This window comes from Bacillus cereus group sp. MYBKT14-1, from assembly GCF_051915185.1.
Lineage (GTDB): Bacteria > Bacillota > Bacilli > Bacillales > Bacillaceae_G > Bacillus_A > Bacillus_A cereus.
This window is the reverse complement of the sequence record NZ_JBQAEF010000005.1, coordinates 272,505-288,268: the sequence shown is the minus strand read 5'-3', so window position 1 is coordinate 288,268 and position 15,764 is coordinate 272,505. Positions and strand designations below refer to the sequence as shown.

Sequence of the window (15,764 nt, the reverse complement as noted above, 5' to 3'; positions counted from 1 at the left end):
TATTTATGTAGTATTTTTATACAAACTTTTTTAGAGTCAGAGTCTATATTACGTGTTTCATAATTGGATTTCAATCTTTTTGATTTGTAAAAAATTTGATGTATTAATTGATGAAATAAGTGAATCAAAACGCAAAAAAATTATGATTAAAGCTAATAGAAAGTAAGGATAAATATAAAATTAAACATTAATTTCACTTAGCAACATTTACGCTCTTGTCCAATATATAAAGCGCTAAAAGATAGAGGACCAACAACTTCTGCACTTGCACCACTAGTAAGGTTTTCTACAGTTAATGAATATTCGTGTGTCCCACTGCCAACGTTTTGATCTATAGCTTGAAATGTTTGTACGTACAATTGCTTTATTTGGAGAAAAAGGGACTACAAAAGTTGTTTCATCAGTTTTACTTACAGGATGAGTAGTTTGGACAAATACTAGAATATTTTAATAAAGTCGAAAACAAGTGTTGGAAAGAAGTAATTCACATAAAAGCATCAAGAATATATCACAATAAGATGATATTTTTCTTAATGCTTTTTGTAATTAAGCAGAATATTCTTCTTTACGTACTTCAAAAAATTCATTACGTCGTAAGTAATTATAAATTTTCTCTGAAACCTCTTCTTCTTCAGACACTAAGAAACGATGATCAAAAGCGTAGAAAGATTGACCTTTAATTAATTTTACGTAATACATATTAAACGCCTCCTGACACTAGATTATTACTTGCTTCGTATTATAATGGCCTATATGTCTGCTAAAAATACTTGGAGTTTCAAAGGGGCTAAGTAAAGGAATGAAAGAGCTTACAATTCTGTAAGGTTTATGTCACCTTTTTCGATAGTTTACATTCACCAATTTCTTCTATACTACAAATAAGTTACATAAAATAAGGGGGGTAAAAAGATGGATGAAATAATTGGAGAAGTTGTAGCTGGTATTTGTGAATTTGTAGTGGAAGTAACAGCGGATGCTATAGGAAGTTTAGTTTCCGGAAATGATGAGGAAAAAGAAACATTATAATAATTTGTAAAAGAATAAAGTTGATCAAATTATAAAGGCTGATTTCTAAAGGGAACTCAGCTTTTTTATTTTTTACATTACATTAACTTAATTTGAATATTCATTTGTTATCATATTTAAGAAGCCTATATAAGGAGGTGAATAAACGAATATGTCGAATTCAGGGCCTGATTTATCTGTTTCTCGTTTGATTGTGGTAAATATAGAGGAAAAAGAATATCATTTTATTGTTCGTGAACATCCGATTGTAGGGAAATTTATATCGCTATTTGAAAATGGAAAAGAATATGGTTTAATAGATAAACAAATCGCTAATAAAGATAAATTTATTACATCGGAGCTTACTAAATTAGATTATTTTAATATAGATGTTTTATATCGTACACCTGGGTGGATATGGATTGGTATGGATCAATTTGGTTTACATGCTCGTGAGGCTACTTATAACGAAGTAGATGTTATTATGAAGTTGAAAGAGGATTTGTATTATATAGATATATACGAAGAAATAAAAATGTAGTAAATATTTAGTCAGGTTAGGGGGCAAGTTCCCGTAGCCTTTTTTTGTTTAATAGAAGAACGTATAATCATATTATTTTGATTATAAGAGAATGTTATGAGAAGTGAGATGAAAAGAGGATTTGAAAATACATGAAGAGAATTGTAATAATTATATGAGTCGTATATGTAAATAATAATAGAAAGAAGATGATAATATGAGTAAAGAAGAGCTTGTGAAAAAACAGTTTGGCAGTAATGCAGATAAATATGTAAATAGTAAAATACATGCTAAAGGACTGGATTTACAATATGTAGTTCAACAAGTTGAGTCTCGTCATAATAATCGTCTTCTTGATGTTGCCACTGGTGGCGGACATGTGGCAAATATGTTAGCACCCATGTTTGAAGAAGTAGTTGCACTTGATTTGACAGAACAGATGTTAGAAAAAGCCAAAATTTTTATAAAGCAGAATGGGCATGAAAATGTATCTTTTGTAGCAGGAAACGCAGAGGATTTACCATTTGCAGCCCATTTTTTTGATACAATCACATGCCGGATTGCAGCCCATCATTTTACGAATCCGGCTCAATTTATTTATGAAGTAAATCGTACATTGAAGGATAATGGATTATTCATCTTAATAGATAATGTTTCGCCAGAAAATAATGAATATGATACATTTTATAATTTTATAGAAAAAAAGCGAGACCCAAGTCATGAACGAGCTCTAAAAAAGACAGAATGGCTTACTTTATTAGAAAAAAACGGTTTGCAAATGCAGTCATGTCTTACTTTTGATAAGAAGTTTGATTTTGACTGGTGGTGTAATATGATGGATGTCCCTTTACAAAAGCGTGAAAAATTAACAGAATGTATGATGAAAGCACCAAACGAAATGAAGGGATATTTTAATATTCAATTTAAAAATAATAAAGTAGAATCGTTCTATACTGAAATGGCTATGTTTATATGTAAAAAAAGTACAACGTTAAAAAGATAAATGTGTTGCAGTCTTTCTGAAGTACGATATACTTAGTACAGAGAAACTGAGAATTGAGGAATAGTTATAATGATTCGTGTACGCATTGAAGGTTCTGAGGAAGAAATGCTTGAATTTATGGGGAAAATGCCAGACATTCCTGGATTTGAAAAGACACATATGAGAGAGCCGAGAAAAGGAAATAACCCGAAATACGATTCAAGTAAAAATGTACTTGCATATTTGTCTTATAAAAAGATTGAAGTCGCCAATAAATAGGCGACTTTTTTAGTTTGCGCTGTTTCACCGCCTTGTCTTTTTCACATAATAATAATAGTAGATTATGCTTAAGAGGGGTGAGAATAGTTAATAAGAAAATTATCTTTTTTGGAGACTTTGGTATTGATGACGCCGTAGCGTTAATTTATGCAAATAAAACATGTAAATTAGATATTCTAGGTATTGTTGCTGAGTACGGGAATGTATCACGAGATATCGTTACGGAAAATGTTTATTTTTTAGAAAGGTACTATGCTACACAAGTGAAAATTATTGAAGGTGCGAGTAGACCGATGACAGCTGAAGAGCCTTTGTTTTTCCCTGAAATCCACGGGGATCACGGTTTAGGTCCTATTATTCCACCTGAGATGAGAATTTGTAAACGAGAAAATTTTTGTGAATTAATCAAATTAATCGAACCTTGTCCAGAAGATATTATAATTGTGGCGACAGGGAGACTAACGACGCTTGCTACGTTATTTTTATTGTATCCAAATATAATGGATCGTATTTGTTCGTATTATATAATGGGCGGCGCTTTCCTATTTCCAGGTAATGTTACACCAGTATCTGAAGCGAATTTTTATGGTGATCCAATTGCAGCAAATATTGTTATGAAATATGCGAAAAACGCTAGCATATACCCGTTAAATGTAACACAGGGCGCGCTTATTACGCCTGAAATGGCCAATATAATAGATAAACAAGGAACTGGACAGGCGAAACTCATTAAACCAATGATTGATTTTTATTATGAGAATTTCTATAAAAAAGAATATCCGGGTATTGGTGGAAGTCCTATACACGATTTACTACCGTTTATCTCGTTTATAAATGACAGTATTTTCGAATATAAAAAATCGGCAGTGTGGATTAGTACGACAAATGATGTGACTAGGGGCCAAAGTGTAGCAGACTTTAGAAAAATAGCTGAGCCAACAAGGTTTGATGATCGGCCGATTCAAAGAATTGCTGTTGGTTTTAACTATGCAGCTTTTAAAGAAGAGTTTATGCGAACAATATTGAAGCCAGATTGTTCTTAATGTGTGTAATAACAAGTCGGATAAATCGTTAGTTCAAAAAAAGGTTTAATCTGTGTGTATTATTCTCAAAAATCTTAAAGTTGAACAACATGAATAACTTATGAAAAATGTCACATAACTAATGGTAAGCAATTGTTTCTAATTATATTTTGATTGGTGAAATGTAAAGGAGGTTATTATATGATTTGGTCTTTAATCGTCGGTGGTATATTAGGATGGCTTGCGAGCTTAATTACTGGAAAGGACGTACCTGGTGGTGTAATTGGTAATATTATTGCTGGTATTATCGGTTCTTGGGTTGGTTCGAAATTACTTGGTAGTTTTGGTCCAGTCATTGGCGGATATGCAATTATTCCAGCTTTAATCGGTGCGATTATTTTAATTTTCATCGTAAGTTTCTTATTACGAGCAATGCGAAAATGAATGTAAGGACTGTTTACATTTGTAAGCAGTCCTTTTTATATGTTATGCTAGTATTATACAATCAGGAGGTGTCAGCATTGAAATCATTTACAGTAAATTTCCATCAAGAAGATAATGCAAAAGCGACAACAGTACATAAATTAAGTGAAGAGGACTTCAATAAAGCAACTGAAAAAGGTACTCGTCATTTATTTGATTTAGATACAAACGTTGGCTTCTTCGTATTCTTTGATGCAGAAGATGCAGAAGGAAATGATCAATACTTAATGTTACAATATGAAGGGGATCATGAAGAACCAACTGCATGCTACGGATTTGATTTAAAACTATACTATCAATTTTTAGCACTATACTTAAACGATCTTGAATTCCAAGGCGAAACAGATGAGGAAGAGGAAGAATACGGTCCAATTCATCATTTAGCGCATTTACTTTATCATATTGTTGAAGATGGTAAATCAATCGAAGTGTAATATACATATTTGAAGCTGCTCTTTTTGGGCAGCTTTTTTATATGACATTGAAATGGTGTACTGTAAGCTAAATAAGGTGAAATTTTAATCAGTGGGGGTTTTGTTCATTCCCACTGATTATCAGCCCTCACCAATTTAGCTTTTACGGGTAGCAGGGCCCCCACCTAACTTCTTTGTTTCCGCTGAATTTTGAGGTGGGGATCTTACTGCCCGGCAAATAGCGAGATAAATTAATAATAGAAATTTATTTATTACTTTCATGTTAGCGTCGTAAAACACCTGTTATAATGATTGTAATTAAATTCTTGGAGGCTAATTCTATGCTTGTAGATGTAAAAGCTTTTATTAAAGCTGCAGGTTTAACATGTATTTCATCATTAAGTGGAGATAACACGTTTGCTTATAATTTTGAAACAGTAAAAAACACTATCGCTACATTTTTTAAGAAGCTAAGATTTACCGTTTAATTTCATTTCAACCAGTAGGAAAAGAGTAATCACTTCCTACTGGTTTTTTTGTTTCAAGGAGCTGTTGTGACAGCATGTTTTAAGTTATAGATAGAGGATATTATCATTGAGAAGAGAAGGTTTAAAGAAGGAGATGAATACGATGATTAACAATATAATTCCAAGTTTTTTAAAATTATGGGAAAGTGACGATTTAGAATTAGAAGTCCTTAATTAATACTATACTTCGCATCCGGTTGATTATCGAAATGAATAAAATACAATAGGGGGTAAAAATGATGAAGGTATATTTGAAAATAGTTATGTTATTTCTTGCTTTTACATGCACATTTGCATTAGCAGCATGTAAAGGGACAGACGAAAAAAAGGAAGCAAATCCAGCCTCGGAAAATCATAAAAATGAACAAAGCAATTCTTCAGAAGAAAAGAAAAATCTTGAAGCAAAACCAAGTAATGAAAAAACAACAAAACCATCAGCTGAGCAAGATTCGAAAGATAGAACACTTAATCAAAAATCAATTAACCACGTTAAAGATTTGTTTGAACTAGCAAAAGAAGGAAAGGTACCTAATGTGCCATTTGGAGCCCATACAGGGGATATTGAAGAAATTGAAAAAGCGTGGGGGAAAGCAAATAAAACCGAATATGCAGGGAATGGAATGTACGCAACTTTTACAAATAAAAATGTTGTTTTCGGATTTAATAAAGGGTCACAAGTTTTTGATGTACGCTCATATCATGCAGAACTAAAATTGATTACATTACAAGAAATTGAAAAAGCATTAGGAAAACCATCTTCAGTTAAAGAGAATGGTGAAGATAAAATATATGTATACAAAGTAAATAACCAGTATGAATTGAAATTTGTCATTCCAAAATCGACTGGTAAGGTCGATCATATTTCCGTATTTTCGCCAGAGGATAGTATTAATAAAATGGCAGGATAAGAAATTAAGTGATTTCAAAAACACCTCACTTTCTTGAAGTGAGGTGTTTTTAGTTGTAAACAAGGAACGTCTCCTGTCATATAAAACATACTTTCATATGCGAAATACTTCACTTTTATTTTTTAGCATTTATCCAATAAGAAATGTTGATTTACTGAAAAAGTAGTAACCTATAAATTATGTGTAGGATGGTTCACGATTTTTTTACGTTCCAAACTTTGAACAAATAGCGCTTGAACAATACCTCCAACTAATAAGAAGCTAGCACAAATATAAAACAGCATACTTCCATTTAACTTACTTAATATAACTGCACCAATAACTGGTCCACACGTTCGAGATATATCCCAGTGTATACCGTAAATTGAAAAATATAAACCACGTTTATCATGAGGTGCAATTTCTGAAACGAATCGTAATAAATGGTTTAGAGCAATACTTTCTCCAATGACTAAAAAGAGTAAGGTGAAGAATAACGACAATATCGTCGTTGAATAACTAAAGCCAACTGCAGCTATTGTATAGCAGGCGTAAGAAATAAGGATGATTTTCGCCATAGAAAATCGTTCAGACCATTTTACGAGGAAGATTTGTAGAATGATTTCCAAAATGGCTTTGCATGTTGAAATAAATGCGAGTATGAATACGAGATTAGGAAATACATGTTCTGCAAAAATACGATAATTCGTCTCAGTTTGTGCATAAAAAAAGCTAATAGGAAGTGTAGAAACCATAAGACCGAATATGGCGTAATGTTTAAAAACAAATTGCTTTGGTGAACTTGCCTCAACTGTTTGTTTCGACTTACTTATAGGTGGAACAGTTTCTGGGAGCTGGGTCCAAACAACAACAGCATATATCGTAAGAGTTACACTTTGCACGATAAATAAATATTCTGGGTGAGTATTATAAAAACTTGCACCGATTAAAGGGCCGACTACGGATCCGATTGCTCCCATCGTTTGTAGGAGAGCAAAAATCTCTGCTTGCTGCTCTTGTTTTGTTAAATCAGCAATTTGTGCACGCTGAGCTGGAATGTATAAGGAACGGCCAATACCATTAATGACATATAACAGTGCAAATATAAAAACGGATTGAGCGAAAACGAAACTACCGATTGCAACACCTTGTAGTAATAATCCGAGTAACATAATCTTTTTTCGGCCATATTTATCAGTAATTCCTCCAGCAATAAGTGTAAATAAAATGTCTGAAAGTGGCTGCAGTCCGAAAATCAGCATAGTTATTATTACATTGCCGTTTAACATTTTATTGACGTAAATAATCATAATGAGAGCTAACATAGATTCAGTCGTTCGGGTTAATAATTCACCGCACAGTCTAATAAAAATAGGTTTATTGTAACGAAGTAAGAGATAATTCAATATTAATTCCTCCTTTCTATATTGAAATGATAAGATGAAAGGAGAGTTGGAAAAAGGGTAGAAACAATAGGGAGTATTTTTCACCTTTTAGGGGGAGTATGATGTTTATTTTAGATCAATACATTGAACTATGGATTGCTTATGGAAAAGGGAAAAAAGAGGGAGAACGATTGGAAGTAACAGTGCAAAATATATCTAGAACACTATTTTGTACAGAGCGTAATAGTAAATTAATTATAAAAAAATTAGATGAGTTAAATTGGATTAAGTGGTTTCCAGGTCGCGGCAGAGGAAATCGTTCTAAGTTAATATTTCAAAAGCACCCGATGTCTTTAATTTTAGATAGAGGAAAAGAAATAACGAAAAAAGGGGATGTGAAAAGCGGAAGCATATTTGTGGAACGCTATAGCTCACATTTTCCATCGGTAAAGGGAGAATATCACTCCTGGGTGGATTCAATATTTGGTCATAAGGTTGAAATGACATCTGAAGGGAGAAGAGATGTACTCCGGTTGCAAGTACAAATGAATTTAGATATCACATTAGATCCTGTATACGCTACAATGCGTTCAGAATGCCATATGGTAAAACATATATTCGACACACTCGTGTATGTAGACGGTAATACAAACATTATAGAGCCAAGACTTGCATTTCACTGGGAATATAATGACGCTGAAAAAATATGGACGTTTTACTTACGAAAAGGAGTTCACTTTCATAATGGAAAACAACTTACTGCACATGATGTTATATACTCGTTGAATCGATTTATGAAGCTGGAAAATAATGCACACGCATGGATGTTACAACACGTTGAAAATATCCGTTCAGTGGATGACTACGTTTTCGAAATTCAATTACATACGGAAAATCGAATGTTTTTACATATGCTAAGTGCAGAACAGTGTTCTATCGTGAATGAAGATGAAGCAGGAGGGTTAATTGGAACAGGGCCTTTTCAATTATATAAAAGTAATGAAAATCTGTTCATTTTAGAAGGACATCCTTTATATTTTCGTGAAAGACCTTTTTTAGATCGTATTGAGTTGTGGAATGTAGAACAAGGTGTAAGTACATACGATGTTTTAGTAAAGGCGCAGTATAAAGATAAAGAAAAATATAATAAAGAATTGTCTCGGCTTGAGTCGAACGTGACATATATAACATGTAATCTTACGAAAGAAGGACCAATGCAAGATGCGTTATTTCGGAAAGCGTTATATCAAATCATTCATGGTTATACAATCGTTCAAGAACTCGACGGAGAACGTGGAGAAGTGGCAAAGAAACTAATATTAGCAAATGAAAGCATAGTAGATATTGACGAAGATATCGAAAGTTTAATTAAAAGGAGTACTTATCATAGTGAAGTGCTACAACTCTACACATTTACAGGACGAGATCATGTTGAAGATGCACAATGGATACAAAAAGAGTGTGCGAAGTACGGGATTCGTGTAGAAAATAATTTTCTTGAGATAGAAGAGCTATTGGAAGTAAGTACGATACAAAAGGCCGATATGATGCATGATAGTGCCACAATAAGTGAACGAATAGAAGATAGTTTATTATATATGTTTCTTACAAAAAATAGTTTTATTCATGGACAAAGCAGCATGGACTTTCATGAAAAGTTGTCTCCTTATTTTAGACAAGAAGAATTAGAGAAAAGAGTTACACTGTTACGCGATATCGAGGATACTTTGTTACGTCAAATTCATATTATTCCTTTATATCGTAATAAACAAGAGGTAAGTACACATGAAAAAGTTCAAAATATAATGATTAATTCACAAGGTTGGATTGATTTTTATAATATTTGGTTTAAATCTTGATATATAAGGGCTTTTGCACATTTTCATAAGATGTGTAAGAGCCTTTTTGTATGTGAGAATAGGTTTGTTTTACACATTGTTACGCTACTTGTGATAAAAGTCTATTTACAGCGTAACAGTGTTATGTTACATTGTTATCAGGAAGGAGTGTTATACAGTTGAGTACAGATTTAATTTCAAAAAAAGATTTATTAGAACTAACTGGTATTTCATACGGACAGTTATATAGGTGGAAAAGAAAAAATTTAATTCCGGAAGATTGGTTTGTACGAAAATCAACGTTTACAGGTCAAGAGACATTTTTTCCGAAAGAAAAGATATTAGAGCGTATCGATAAAATCCAAACGATGAAAGAGGATTTATCACTTGATGAACTAGCGAACATGTTTTCACCGAGTGTGAGAGAAATTCTTTTAACAAAGGAAGAGATTTTACGCAAGGGGATTGCATCAGAACCAGTTTTACAATTTTTCATAGAACAAACGAATAAAACAGCAGAGTTTCAATTTGTAGACATTCTTTATGTGTACATGTTAGAAGAATTACTACAATCAGGAGAGATTAGTTTAGAAGAAGGAAAAATGGTCTTGCAAGTTTTACGTGAAAATTATGAAGCAATGAAACATAAAACTTGTGACTTAATCATTGTCCGAAAGTTAGGTATTTCGACATGTTTATTAGTTTCAAACGTGGACGATTTAATTTTTGAAAAAGGCACCAAAATCGTTTTACGCGAAGCGATTATGAAATATACCGAAGCATTAAAAACTAAATTGTTGTAGTGGAGGAGAAAGTATGCGTACAGATAATTTGATTATAAATGGTTACGGTTCATCGAATGGTGGCGAGTTTCATAAAGTGCAATTAAACGGAAAAGGAACTGTGAATGGAAATGTTGAATGTGAGCAATTTGAATGTAACGGTTACGGTGCAGTTACTGGCGATTTGAAAAGTAGCAGTGCACGAATTAGCGGATCTGGTAAAGTTGATGGCACAGTTCATGCTGAAACGATGCGAATTGATGGAAAAGCAACAATTACGCAAAATGTAAAAGCAAACAGTTTGAAAATTGCAGGAAAAGGTACGATAGGTGGAAATGTTACTGGTGAAGAATTTAAAGTCAATGGTCAAGCTACAATTGACGGTAATTGTGAAGTGGATACTTTTTCTTCAGAAGGACAATTTACAATCGGTGGTTTATTAAGCGCAGATGAAATTAATATAAATATTCACGGTACATGTCGAGCGAAAGAAATTGGTGGTCAAACGATTAAAGTAAGACATAGATCAGGTACATTTAGTAGGCTATTTAAAACAGTATTTGGCTTGCAGTTAGAAGCTGAACTATTAGAAGGTGACAATATCGATATTGATTATGCTCACATAAGAACGGTAAGAGGAAACAATGTTACAGTAGGAGCAAACTGTGAGATTGAACTGATTGAATATACGGGTGTTCTTACTGTTGATAAAAATGCAAATGTAAAAGAAATTAAGCAGGTTTAACGGAAGGGAGAAATCAGTATGGAACATCCACATAGTCTCACAGTAAATGGTTCTGGTAATTCAGCAGGCGGAGATTATAATAAAGTGAAGATTCGCGGTGAAGGAACAATTACCAATGATATGAGTTGCAATGAGTTTAAAACGTACGGAACGAGTGATGTACGCGGTAATGTGAAAGTGAAAAACTATGTCGTGTATGGAGATAACGAAGTACAAGGAAATGTAGATGCGGAATATGTAAAAGTATATGGTAATACACAAATTCATGGTGATGCTCATATTGAAAAAACAAAAGTTAGAGGTATGATAGATATTGCAGGAAAGTTTTCAGGTGATTTCGTAGATGTAAAAGGTGCTTTAAATGTGAAGGGAGATATTGAAATAGAAGATTTATCATTAACTGGTGGTCTTGAAAGTGCTGGATTACTTAATGCTGAAAATATTCAAATCTCACTTCGTTATGAAGGCAGTAAGGTAAGAGAAATTGGTGGTAAAAAGATTACTGTTCGTAAAAAAACGAGATTTATTCCTTTTACTAGTCATGCTGGAAACCTCCAAACTTCGATTGTTGAAGGAGATGATATCTATTTAGAACATACGATTGCTGAAGTTGTAAGAGGCAACAACGTCACAATTGGTCCTGGATGTGAAATTAGTGTTGTAGAATATCATACTAGTTTTAATCAAAAAGGTAATGCAGTCGTAAAAGAACATAAACAAATATAAGTAGTATGAGGGAGAGCAAGAGATATGGTTGAGAAGAATAATAAGCTCGGCTTTGTTGTGGCGGGCTTATTGCTAGGTATTTTAATGGCATCGATGGATAATACCATTGTCGTAACGGCGATGGGAACAATCGTTGGTGACTTAGGAGGCCTCGAAAACTTTGTATGGGTCGTTTCTGCCTATATGGTCGCAGAAATGGCAGGCATGCCGATTTTCGGTAAGCTATCAGATATGTATGGTAGAAAGAGATTCTTTATTTTCGGTTTAATTGTCTTTATGATTGGTTCGGCACTTTGTGGTACTGCTGAAAATATTACACAGTTAGGTATTTATCGTGCCATTCAAGGTATTGGCGGCGGGGCATTAGTGCCAATTGCGTTTACTATCGTTTTTGATATTTTCCCACCTGAAAAACGCGGGAAAATGGGTGGCTTATTCGGAGCGGTATTTGGATTATCTAGTATTTTCGGGCCATTACTTGGCGCTTATATTACCGATTACATTAGCTGGCACTGGGTATTTTATATTAACTTACCACTTGGCATTTTAGCACTTATTTTTATTACATTCTTTTATAAAGAATCACGCGTTCATAGAAAGCAAAAGATTGATTGGTTTGGTGCAATTACTTTAGTTGGTGCAGTAATTTGTTTAATGTTTGCTTTAGAACTAGGTGGACAAAAATATGATTGGGATTCTAGCTTTATTTTAAGCTTATTTGGTGGATTCGCCATTTTAATCATCGCATTCATTTTTATTGAACGAAAAGTAGAAGAACCAATTATTTCATTTGAGATGTTTAAGCAGCGCTTATTCGGAATGAGTACAATTATTGCTTTATGTTACGGTGCTGCATTTATGTCAGCAACTGTGTACATTCCGTTATTTATTCAAGGTGTATACGGTGGTACCGCAACAAACTCAGGATTATTACTTTTACCGATGATGTTAGGATCAGTCGTAACAGCGCAGTTAGGCGGATTTTTAACAACTAAACTTAGCTACCGAAACATTATGATTATTTCTGCGGTTATTATGCTAATTGGACTATTCTTATTAAGCACGTTAACACCAGAAACAAGTCGTGCATTATTAACAGTTTATATGATTATTATCGGATTTGGAGTCGGTTTCTCATTCTCTGTACTAAGTATGGCAGCTATTCACAACTTCGGTATGGAACAGCGCGGGTCTGCGACTTCAACGAGTAACTTCATTCGTTCGTTAGGAATGACACTAGGCATTACAATCTTCGGAATGATCCAAAGAACAGGTTTCCAAGAGCTATTCTATCAGAATCGGCAAGATCTCAAATCCCTCCGCAAATATTAGATAAGATTATTGACGCTCTTTCTAGTTCAATTGTTCAAACATTCATGTGGGCATTGGTACCAGCTGGATTAGCATTCATATTCATTTTCTTTATGGGAAATGAGCGCATGGTAATTAAGAAACAACAAACGAATAAAAAGAGTGAAACATCAAAAGCGTAATGAAAAAGCTCCTTTCTAATTGGAAAGGAGCTTTTTCGTATGTACGGATTTAGATTAGCCTTCGATAATTTCGTATTCTTCGTCTGCTAATAGTAAAATTTGTGTTTTCTTACCTTTGTTTTGAACTTCGATTACATCGTAAGCACCTAAGTCTCTTACTTTGCTTTGAGAAGCGTTAACCATAACTTCAATAGAATCAATTAAGATATCTTCTTCAATGTATGATTCAGGCAATGCCATATCTTCAGTATCTAATACACATGCGTATAGATTTTGTAAGTTTTCAGCAGTTGGGTTTTGTTCCTCAACATCAATGATGTTTTTTACTGCTTCCATATTTTCCTCTTTTGCTTGGTATACTTTAATTTTAGCCATTGTTTTAATCTCCTTTATAACGTAATCGTAGAGGCTACACCTTATTATAACGTTTTTTTTATGAAAGATGAAATTGTTATATGTATTTATAGTAAAAATTATGTGTCCTTACTCAAAAATGGTGTGATTTCCATATAAATGTACGAGTAGGTAACGATATTACTACGTTAACGTTATATTGTCCAAGCTTTTCTTATTTTCTTCTCATATATATGTAGTAGCAATTCTATATAGAGAAGGGATGGAGTGTAAGTGGGGTGTGAACCGAAACGTGATTGTGGGTGTTGCCAAAATAGTATATGTGAGTTTTTACAGAGTCTAGAACCGTATACAAAAGTTGAAAGTATCATAATAGCAGGAAACGAAATTGCTGTATCTTATTTTCTTTCATTTAATAAGAAAACAGGTATCGTATCATTCGTACAAGAAGACAATGAGGTTATATTTGTCGATTGTTCAAAGATTGATGCAATTCGAATAGGGAAAGTATGTAGTTGCAAAACAAAAGTTAAATATATTGAAGAGGACTTTAGCTTGCTAGGAAATGTTTGCCCGCATTGTTTAACGGAGGGGAGTACAATCTTTTTCGATTTTAACAATCCTGAATTAAATGTGTCTTTCCAAGCAACAACAATTAATCCACCTAGATGTACTGAATTTACAGATGATCTCGGGAATGTAGTAAAGCAAATTACTATAGTAGGTGAGGCGAGAGTTTCTAGAGATTTTGTTCAAGTACCTGAACTGGTAGGTTTTCGATTACTTTTATCACATCCAGCTGGAGACCCTTTAAACTACGGATTATTATTTATTAATTTTCCTGATACGATTTTTATTTTTATATTGGCATCAAGCGGATACCTTTCCATTTCGAACTGTTTAAAAATAGAGGGCGGAACTGGTGATGCCGAAATAGAAGAGATGAAAAAAATGATAGAGGATGACGTTAACACGTACAAATCAGTTGTTAAATTGACTAAAGTATATAAGAACGGTGAGACGGAATCTTTTATTTATAAAAATGAGTTATAACACATGTATTTAAATGCACCCTCAAACTATTGTTGAGGGTTGTTACATAATTAATTATGTTGGTCCTTCAAACCGTTTGTTAACGGGTAAGAAATATATTTATTGTTGACTTATTTTATATGTTGATCATTTCATAGTTAGTAGATGTTATAATCATTTTATGTTTACTGATATTTTATAAATATTCGAAGTTTTAATTTAATAGTCAATTGCTTTTATGATGAACAGGTGGGTATGTATATGAATACGAATTATGGAGCGCTCATGAAAATGTTAAGAGTAGTTGATTCTAAAGAAGGCGGGAATGTAAATGATGTATGAAGCGAATATACATACAAGAAAAAAACTAGTTTCTATGTTTGAGGATTTCAATAACGTTGTTTTACTTTCTTATTTACAAGGGCATATGGGTACTGCTTGGGTAAATGATCTTGAAAATCCAAAAGTAGCACAAGTTACGGTAGGGATTTTTACATTTTACGCTGGAGACCCAAATACGAAAGAAACAGAAGAGTTATTACGTAATATTCCAGAAAGAATTTTAGTTATCGTAAATAGTGAAGAGTGGAAACAACGCTTAGAAACATTCCATGAAAGAAAAATAGATAAGTTTTTACGTTATAAATTCAAACGAAATCCAGAAGTTTTTAATCGTTCAAAATTAAAAACTTTTATATCAGCACTTCCAAAAGAATATGAGTTAAGAAGAATAGACGAGTATATCGCAAATAGCCCTACATTACATAAGATATCTGAAGATTTCACAAGTCAATTTCATTCGGTAGAAGATTATATAAACCGTGGTATAGGTTATAGCATTTTATATAACGGAGAAGTTGTATGCGGTGCATCCTCGTATAGTATTTATAATGATGGGATTGAAATTGAAGTTGCGACTGATCACAATCATAGAAGAGAGGGCTTGGCAACTGTAGTAAGTGCAGCTCTTATATTGGATTGCTTAGAAAATGGAAAGTATCCAAACTGGGACGCAGCGAATACTACATCTGCTAAACTAGCAGAAAAGTTAGGATATGAATTTGATAAGGCATATGATACTTATTTTGTGGATAATAGATGAGTGAAGGAGTTACATACTAAAAAATAAATACGCCCTAGTACGTAAGTCTAGGGCGCATTTATTAGTTGGTAAATATCTTCATAACAATCATATCATATTTTATCTTTTGAATGTTTGGAATTAAAGATATTTATGTGACTTTTTGAAAAAATAAAAGAGCAGCTAGCAAAAGCCAACTGCTCCTCTCCA

17 protein-coding genes and 2 pseudogenes are annotated in these 15,764 nt (G+C 33.3%); 15 read left to right on the top strand and 4 right to left on the bottom strand.

Going from position 1 to position 15,764, the window contains the following annotated elements:
* Positions 1–197 precede the first annotated feature (197 nt).
* Together exsC and ACTFO4_RS15815 are read right to left on the bottom strand one after the other, a co-directional pair.
* A pseudogene (gene exsC / locus ACTFO4_RS15820) lies at positions 198–365 on the bottom strand (exosporium protein ExsC); the annotation flags it as partial.
* Between the two features lie 181 nt (positions 366–546).
* Positions 547–699 carry a YqbF domain-containing protein gene (locus tag ACTFO4_RS15815; RefSeq protein ID WP_000291905.1) on the bottom strand — a complete coding sequence of 51 codons (153 nt, stop codon included), beginning with the start codon at positions 697–699 and terminating at the stop codon, positions 547–549.
* 478 nt (positions 700–1,177) lie between these two features.
* Between ACTFO4_RS15815 and ACTFO4_RS15810 the strand changes: the two genes are divergently transcribed.
* The 8 genes from ACTFO4_RS15810 (at position 1,178) to ACTFO4_RS15775 (ending at position 6,139) form a co-directional block, all read left to right on the top strand.
* Complete coding sequence (locus ACTFO4_RS15810) at positions 1,178–1,546, top strand: hypothetical protein (protein WP_000071480.1); 369 nt, start codon at positions 1,178–1,180, stop codon at positions 1,544–1,546.
* 196 nt (positions 1,547–1,742) lie between these two features.
* The gene (locus ACTFO4_RS15805) at positions 1,743–2,528 is read left to right on the top strand and encodes a class I SAM-dependent methyltransferase (RefSeq protein ID WP_000031299.1); all 786 of its coding nucleotides are present in this window, start codon (positions 1,743–1,745) and stop codon (positions 2,526–2,528) included.
* A 69-nt stretch (positions 2,529–2,597) separates the two neighbouring features.
* A complete protein-coding gene (locus tag ACTFO4_RS15800) occupies positions 2,598–2,786 on the top strand; it encodes a DUF3970 family protein (RefSeq protein ID WP_000621873.1) in 189 nt (62 codons plus the stop codon).
* A 77-nt stretch (positions 2,787–2,863) separates the two neighbouring features.
* Positions 2,864–3,829: a nucleoside hydrolase gene (locus ACTFO4_RS15795; RefSeq protein WP_001223682.1), complete on the top strand. Its 966-nt coding sequence runs from the start codon at positions 2,864–2,866 to the stop codon at positions 3,827–3,829.
* A gap of 180 nt (positions 3,830–4,009) precedes the next feature.
* Entirely contained in the window at positions 4,010–4,252 is a 243-nt protein-coding gene (locus tag ACTFO4_RS15790) for a GlsB/YeaQ/YmgE family stress response membrane protein (RefSeq protein WP_000638306.1), read from the top strand.
* Positions 4,253–4,329: 77 nt separating this feature from the next.
* Complete coding sequence (locus tag ACTFO4_RS15785) at positions 4,330–4,725, top strand: hypothetical protein (protein ID WP_000834883.1); 396 nt, start codon at positions 4,330–4,332, stop codon at positions 4,723–4,725.
* 320 nt (positions 4,726–5,045) lie between these two features.
* Entirely contained in the window at positions 5,046–5,192 is a 147-nt protein-coding gene (locus ACTFO4_RS15780) for a hypothetical protein (RefSeq protein ID WP_000959548.1), read from the top strand.
* 275 nt (positions 5,193–5,467) lie between these two features.
* Positions 5,468–6,139 carry a YjgB family protein gene (locus tag ACTFO4_RS15775; RefSeq protein ID WP_135277807.1) on the top strand — a complete coding sequence of 224 codons (672 nt, stop codon included), beginning with the start codon at positions 5,468–5,470 and terminating at the stop codon, positions 6,137–6,139.
* Positions 6,140–6,309: 170 nt separating this feature from the next.
* Here the strand turns inward: ACTFO4_RS15775 and ACTFO4_RS15770 are convergent, their stop codons facing one another.
* Entirely contained in the window at positions 6,310–7,524 is a 1,215-nt protein-coding gene (locus ACTFO4_RS15770) for an MDR family MFS transporter (protein ID WP_001108464.1), read from the bottom strand.
* A gap of 101 nt (positions 7,525–7,625) precedes the next feature.
* Between ACTFO4_RS15770 and ACTFO4_RS15765 the strand changes: the two genes are divergently transcribed.
* From ACTFO4_RS15765 to ACTFO4_RS15745, 5 genes and pseudogenes are all read left to right on the top strand, one after another.
* A complete protein-coding gene (locus tag ACTFO4_RS15765) occupies positions 7,626–9,362 on the top strand; it encodes an SgrR family transcriptional regulator (protein ID WP_088338525.1) in 1,737 nt (578 codons plus the stop codon).
* 158 nt (positions 9,363–9,520) lie between these two features.
* Positions 9,521–10,144 (top strand): YhbD family protein, encoded by a 624-nt coding sequence (locus ACTFO4_RS15760; protein WP_000102257.1) that lies wholly within the window; start codon positions 9,521–9,523, stop codon positions 10,142–10,144.
* A gap of 13 nt (positions 10,145–10,157) precedes the next feature.
* Positions 10,158–10,868, top strand: coding sequence for a bactofilin family protein (locus ACTFO4_RS15755; protein WP_001258384.1), 711 nt, complete (start codon positions 10,158–10,160; stop codon positions 10,866–10,868).
* A gap of 18 nt (positions 10,869–10,886) precedes the next feature.
* Positions 10,887–11,594 (top strand): hypothetical protein, encoded by a 708-nt coding sequence (locus tag ACTFO4_RS15750; RefSeq protein ID WP_017673238.1) that lies wholly within the window; start codon positions 10,887–10,889, stop codon positions 11,592–11,594.
* 24 nt (positions 11,595–11,618) lie between these two features.
* Positions 11,619–13,087, top strand: a pseudogene (locus tag ACTFO4_RS15745) (MDR family MFS transporter).
* A gap of 54 nt (positions 13,088–13,141) precedes the next feature.
* Here the strand turns inward: ACTFO4_RS15745 and ACTFO4_RS15740 are convergent.
* Complete coding sequence (locus ACTFO4_RS15740) at positions 13,142–13,462, bottom strand: hypothetical protein (protein WP_001062733.1); 321 nt, start codon at positions 13,460–13,462, stop codon at positions 13,142–13,144.
* Between the two features lie 252 nt (positions 13,463–13,714).
* On the opposite strand from ACTFO4_RS15740, the gene ACTFO4_RS15735 reads away from it, so the two are divergent.
* Both ACTFO4_RS15735 and ACTFO4_RS15730 read left to right on the top strand, forming a co-directional pair.
* Positions 13,715–14,494 (top strand): BC_2878 family exosporium-associated protein, encoded by a 780-nt coding sequence (locus ACTFO4_RS15735; RefSeq protein ID WP_000501710.1) that lies wholly within the window; start codon positions 13,715–13,717, stop codon positions 14,492–14,494.
* A 310-nt stretch (positions 14,495–14,804) separates the two neighbouring features.
* Positions 14,805–15,575 (top strand): GNAT family N-acetyltransferase, encoded by a 771-nt coding sequence (locus tag ACTFO4_RS15730; RefSeq protein ID WP_088338710.1) that lies wholly within the window; start codon positions 14,805–14,807, stop codon positions 15,573–15,575.
* Positions 15,576–15,764: the final 189 nt, after the last annotated feature.